Source organism: Paenibacillus barcinonensis (genome assembly GCF_003217495.1).
Lineage (GTDB): Bacteria > Bacillota > Bacilli > Paenibacillales > Paenibacillaceae > Paenibacillus > Paenibacillus barcinonensis.
On the sequence record NZ_QJSW01000045.1, the window covers coordinates 1 to 5,990 of the forward strand.

Genomic DNA, 5,990 nt, shown 5'->3' on the forward strand with positions numbered 1-5,990 from the left:
ATAATCTTCATAATCCGCTTCTTCGTAAAATCATCCATGAATTAGTCTCGCCTGCCTTATTCTCTTTTGCCTTGATTATATCACGATGATTTCTCATAACGTTCCTGCATTCACGACCCGACGCATGTCGGGTGTTCGGCGTATGCCGAACCCAGGACGTATGTCCGCAGCGTGAATGTTATGTTATAAGATGGTCAGGCCTTCTTCGAAATACTAGTCGATCTTTCTGTTACGCATATTTAATTGTGTCTGCTTGGGTATCATATATTATTGTTCTTGTATCATTCTTTAATATAAATTTTTCTTGACCGTTTTGATCGATACAGTAGGCGATTGGAATGGATATTTCACTATTTTTAAAAGCTCCATTCGCATGACTGGTTCCAATCACCATCGATTTACTTTGCACAGCTATCTTCTTTGCTTCTTTGATCCATTCCTCAAACTGTTCTTCACTGAACATTCCTACTCCTATTGGGTGAACAATCAGGTCTAGTTCTTTCCCTTGAACTTTTCCCTGTCCTTGAAGAACCAATTCATCACAAAGTATAAAACCAATATGAACCTCTTCAACTTCAACAATTGGAGACGAATCATATTTAGCCCGATCTAGCTTAATCTCACCTGAACGACTTATTATGATTGCTCTATCTTTAGGTTTCTTATGACCTGAAATAATTGTTACCTTGTAGGCTTGTGCCAATAGACAAGCTTCTTCCACGTTTTGGTTTAAGTAACCTTCTGGATAGATAACAAGATCAATTAGATCTTGATTATTCCTTATGTCTGTCTCAAGTTGCTTTAAGCCTGATTCTAATTGGGGTTGACCAATTAATATTTGCATGGTCTGTCTCCTGTCATTTCTATGTGTTTTGTCTGACTTTCTTATAACGTTCCTGTATTCACGACCCGACGTATGTCGGGTATCCGGCGAATGCCGGATCAAGGACGAATGTCCGCAGCGTGAATATTATGTTATCAGATGTCTACATCTTCATTGAATTAACTTTCATTCTTTGAATGTTACTAATCCTGTTTAAATTCGTTCCAATAGTCTTGAGTCATTTTTTTGAGTTCGTTCAGTTCTAAATCCTTATGCTCTTGATCAAAGATTTGAATATCTTCTGCTTCAATCATCAAAAAACCATAATTATTATTTTCTTCATTCCCACAAAAAATGCTTATTCTCTCTTCTTTCAACTCTGTATGCAAGATTTCTAATTCCATTTCCTTAATCTTACTCACATCGTCTACAACACGATCTGACTCGCTATCTTTAAAGAAAATTCCATTGGGTTTTCTCAATTGAATATGAAATAAATCAAATACTACTTTGACTCGTTCAGCTAAGTACTGGATTTCAATCGTAATTAAATAATCTCCATCATCTTCAATGATTTCAAATAGGGTTCCATCATGGAAAATGTTAAATAGCACTTTCTGATCTTCTAGATTCAATGTCTTTATTCTCCCTTATGAGATGGATGACATTTCTTTGTGTAGATTTCTGATAACATCTAATTTATGTACTTCGTAAATACCACACGTCCGTAGTAATTTTTGAACTACGTATATGATAACCTATGGGGTGGTATTTGCGAAGAAAAATTTGGTGAAAAAGGGAGATGTTTGAGATATTCAATCTCCCATATCCATACGATCCAGCGGGCTTTGAATACGCTGAATATTTTTCGTGCTGACATGCGTATATCGTTGCGTTGTTTGTGCACTCGTATGACCAAGAAGCTCTTGAATATAGCGCAGGTCTGTTCCGTTTTCGAGCAAATGCGTGGCGAAAGAATGCCGCAAAGCATGGATGCTACATTTTTTTACAATACCAGCCTTTAGTCTAGCCTCTTCAAAAACCTTTTGTACGCTGCGCTCCGTAAGATGTCGATCCGAGGTTTTTCCCGGAAATAGCCAGCGATCAGGTCGATACGCTGCAATGTATTTCTGCACCATGTTCCAAGCAAGATTAGAAAGAAGCGTTCTCCGATCCTTCTGACCTTTTCCCTGCCTTACGATAATGCTCTGACGCTCAATATCCAGATCGCTATAGCGTAGACGAACGACTTCACCTACACGAAGTCCTGCGGAATAGGTTAGATAAAGAATCGTCTTATGCTTGAGATTAGTCACAGCTTTAAGCAATTGGGTAACTTCTTTTTCAGACAAAACATTGGGCAACTTGGTCTGTTTTTTAGGACGTATATATTGAAACTCGGCAGGATGATGAAGAACATGTTTACAATAGAATCGGATTGCACTAATTGTCTGATTCACACTTGAATGGGAAATTCCTCGCTCAAGCAAACTCAAACAATATGTCTGAACATGAGATTCACTGATTTCTGTTTTAACTTGAGGAAGACTGGCCACAAATCGTTCAATCTGATTACAGTATGCTTTCATCGTTTTGCGACTATATCCTCTCAACCTCAGAGCTTGCTGCAACTCATCTCTTTTCCATTGTGTTTGCTCTCCACTTAACTTCCAGCTTCTCAACAAGTCGCTCTCTACCCACAACTCCGGGGAAATCTCTACATCTAGCGCATCAAAATGCTTTGTAAACTCCTCAAGAGATGCGTTTGAGTAGGGGATGATCCAGCGTTTTGTATCAGACTCCCACCTTCTTCCTGTTACCTGACGAATATGCTGAATATGCACCGTATTATATGGAATTTGCACATATAATGTATCAGTAGAACCTTTGGTTAGTATGATGGCAGCTTCTGTTCGATTGTTCATACAACATTCTCCTTCAGCTCAATTGGATATATGAATTCTATTGGATTTGGAAAATAAAAAAGAAGATCATCTTCTTCCCCTAAGGGAATCCAATGATCTTCCGATGCTTTCGGAAATATGCGCTGCACCTACATGGCAGCGGCTTCTTCTCCCAGCGGCAGCGTGTAATACTGCGCTTGCTGGTCTTCATGCTGCTGGTATACGACAACCAGCAGCGTTTGGCCTTTCGCGGCAAGCGGGCTGGCGCCAGCTAGCACACGCTCAAGCCGGAACGGAAGCACGTCCAGTACGGCGTGCTTCTGCAGTTCCTTTTCGCCGAGTCCCAGATCGGCGAAAGCACGGGCACCCATGACCGTCTGTGCGGTCATGGCCGAGGTCATCGGCAACGCACGCGAAGCGTTGCCGTGCCCCATGTCCGCCGCTCCATCCGCGGCGGACGGAGCCGCGTCGCGCGCTGCAAGCGACGCTGCATCCCCGGCATGGCTGCCGATTACACCCGCCGCATTCGCGGCAGTGTGCTCTCCGGCAGCCGCCGAAGTTCCCGCAGCGGCCGCTGCACTTGCGCCGCTGCTTTCCATCCATGCCGAGCCAGAGGCACCGGCAACACGCGGCAATCGAACGTCCTCTGGACGTTCAGCCAACATTTTCATATAACCCGCCCATTGATCCTTCTGAAGCACATCGTCCCACCAGATCTTACGCGGCTTGTACTTGTGACCGAGGAAATAATCCAGCTTCATCAGACCAAGCACAATATCCATGTGTGGTGTGTTCCGTGACTCCAGGAAGCTGTACAGACGAGTAAACAAATCCTCCAGCTGATGTCCGATCTTCTGCCAGCCCTGACCCTCCCAGTAATCGCCAAACGCCTGGAAGAAATCAAACGGCGAATCAAACTCCTGCTCCATCAAATACTTCAGCGTATGATCCATCCGGTGTGCGTTCCAGTATTTCTCCAGCACATCCTCCAGACGTTTGAGGCGCACGATGTCGCTGAACGGCAACACGTCACTGCCCAAAATTTCATACGGCGCGTGATCCATGTACGTATAATTGTACTTCTCTGCATCCAGACGCAGGCCCGTACCGCGCAGCATTTTGAGGAACCCGAGCTGTAGCTCTTCTGGCCCCAAAGCAAATACATCGTTAAACGTCTTGCGGAACGTATTATAATCTTCCTCTGGCAACCCCGCGATCAGATCCAAATGCTGGTCGATCTTGCCGCTGGCTTTGACCTTGTTCACTGTGCGGCTGAGCTTGGCAAAATTCTGACGACGCTTCACCAGTTCATTGGTCGGATCATTCGTGGACTGTACCCCGATTTCAAAACGGAACGTGCCCGGAGGCGCATTCTCTGCCAGATAATCCAGCACCTCAGGACGCATGATATCAGCCGTAATCTCAAACTGAAACACCGTGCCCTGATGGTTTTCGATCAAAAACTTAAACATCTCCATCGCATAATCCCGTTTAATGTTAAACGTACGATCCACAAACTTGATCAGCTTCGCACCCTTCTCGATCAGGTACAGAATGTCCGACTTCGTTCGCTCGATATCGTAATACCGCACACCGACCTCGATACTGGAAAGACAGAACTGACAACTAAACGGACAACCCCGGCTGGTCTCAAAATAAACAACCCGCTTCCCGAGATCAGGAATATCCTCTTCAAAGCGATGTGGCGACGGCAGATCATTCAGATCGGCCTTCGGGCGGCCTGGCATGAGAATAACTTCTTCCCCTTTGCGATACGCCAGTCCATAGACAAAATGGAACTTCTTACTGCCCTCCAGCTCCGTAAGTAGCTGATGCAGTGTCTCTTCCCCTTCACCCATAACGATGAAATCCACATTGGGAATTCGGTTCATCCAGTATTCAGTGTCATAGGACACCTCAGGCCCGCCCAGCAAAATTTTCACGTCAGGCATAACCTTTTTCAAATTATCAATCACCTTGATTGTCTCTTCAATGTTCCAGATGTAACATGAGAACCCAATCACATCCGCCCCGCGCTGGTATAGATCGGACACAATATTCATGACTGGGTCCTTGATCGTATACTCCGCCAGCTCAATATCAAAATCCTTCTCACTGTACGCCTTCAAGCAACGCAGCGCGAGCGAGGTATGGATATACTTTGCATTCAAAGTCGATAAAATTACCTTCATGGTTCACAACCTTTGCCTGGACACCCAGACCATATATTTTTTGGGGAAAAGTAAAGCTCCACAGCCATCCCGCCCCGGATGCTGTTCAGACAAAACTCTAATGCAAGTCTGAGCCTTATCTTTGACCACACTTGCACAAAACCAAAACCACACCAAGCATCCGCGCGAGTACACGCGCAGGACCTATTAACAAGCTCTATTAACCAGTCCGTGCTAACCGTCCGCGTCTCATAAACCAATCCTCAATTGTCTTCCAAAGAGTGGACACCTCTTTGAAAAACACATACTCTTCGCCTGACTAAAAACAAGCTCTATTAACCAGTCCCTATGCTATAACCGTCCGCGTCTCATAAACCAATCCTCAATTTGTCTTCCAAAGAGTGGACACCTCTTTTAAAAAACACACACTCTTCGCCCGACTAAAAACAAGCTCTATTAACTAGTCCCTATGCTATAACCGTCCATGTCTCATAAACAAATCCTCAATTTGTCTTCCAAAGAGTGGACACCTCTTTTAAAAACACATATACTCTCCGTCCGGATATAAACACAATATATAGACCCGACCACATCAGAATTACTATATATTGCGCCAGTGCTCATTAGCAACGTTTAACCTCCATGTCCACCCTTTAGAAGACATTCTTGCCCATTTTGTCTACTCTGCAAGTACACATCTCATGAGATACATGTATTACTTTTTGAGTCCGTCCCTAATCTGAGCTATATAAATTGAACTAAAGAATGTAAATAATCCATTCTGATATGCTCATCCATTCAGGCTCATTAGGAAATATCCCCCATCGCCTGTGGCTAATGTACGCCACCCTCTACTTTGAGCGCTAACGATCAGGAGAAGCCTTATTTCGGCATATTCGGGCTTTGAAAAATTCTAACGATCCCCAGAGACGCTATTCTGCTGAAATCAGCTTGATCAGGCTCATTTTTCAGGCTTTTGAATGAAATAAGCTTCCTGGAGATCGTTGCTATGAACGTTTTAGTCAAGCCCAACACAAAAATGATGCAATTTAGCCCGAAGCCCTAAGCGCGGGGGTCCATATGCGAGCGACG

General features: G+C 44.2%; 4 protein-coding genes. All 4 read right to left on the reverse strand.

Annotated elements, in window-relative coordinates; genetic code table 11:
* Positions 1-229: 229 nt before the first annotated feature.
* Positions 230-844, reverse strand: coding sequence for a hypothetical protein (locus DFQ00_RS28345; RefSeq protein ID WP_110899735.1), 615 nt, complete (start codon positions 842-844; stop codon positions 230-232).
* Between the two features lie 182 nt (positions 845-1,026).
* Complete coding sequence (locus tag DFQ00_RS28350) at positions 1,027-1,458, reverse strand: hypothetical protein (RefSeq protein ID WP_110899736.1); 432 nt, start codon at positions 1,456-1,458, stop codon at positions 1,027-1,029.
* Positions 1,459-1,638: 180 nt separating this feature from the next.
* On the reverse strand, positions 1,639-2,748 hold the full coding sequence (locus DFQ00_RS28355) for a tyrosine-type recombinase/integrase (protein WP_279630443.1): 1,110 nt from the start codon (positions 2,746-2,748) through the stop codon (positions 1,639-1,641).
* A gap of 128 nt (positions 2,749-2,876) precedes the next feature.
* Positions 2,877-4,919, reverse strand: coding sequence for a B12-binding domain-containing radical SAM protein (locus DFQ00_RS28360; protein ID WP_110899737.1), 2,043 nt, complete (start codon positions 4,917-4,919; stop codon positions 2,877-2,879).
* Between the last annotated feature and the right edge of the window lie 1,071 nt (positions 4,920-5,990).

Bases quoted from the DNA above. Each gene is read 5' to 3' on its own strand.
- DFQ00_RS28360 (WP_110899737.1), bottom strand. From the start codon at position 4,919: ATGAAGGTAATTTTATCGACTTTGAATGCAAAGTATATCCATACCTCG.
- DFQ00_RS28345 (WP_110899735.1), bottom strand. From the start codon at position 844: ATGCAAATATTAATTGGTCAACCCCAATTAGAATCAGGCTTAAAGCAA.
- DFQ00_RS28355 (WP_279630443.1), bottom strand. From the start codon at position 2,748: ATGAACAATCGAACAGAAGCTGCCATCATACTAACCAAAGGTTCTACT.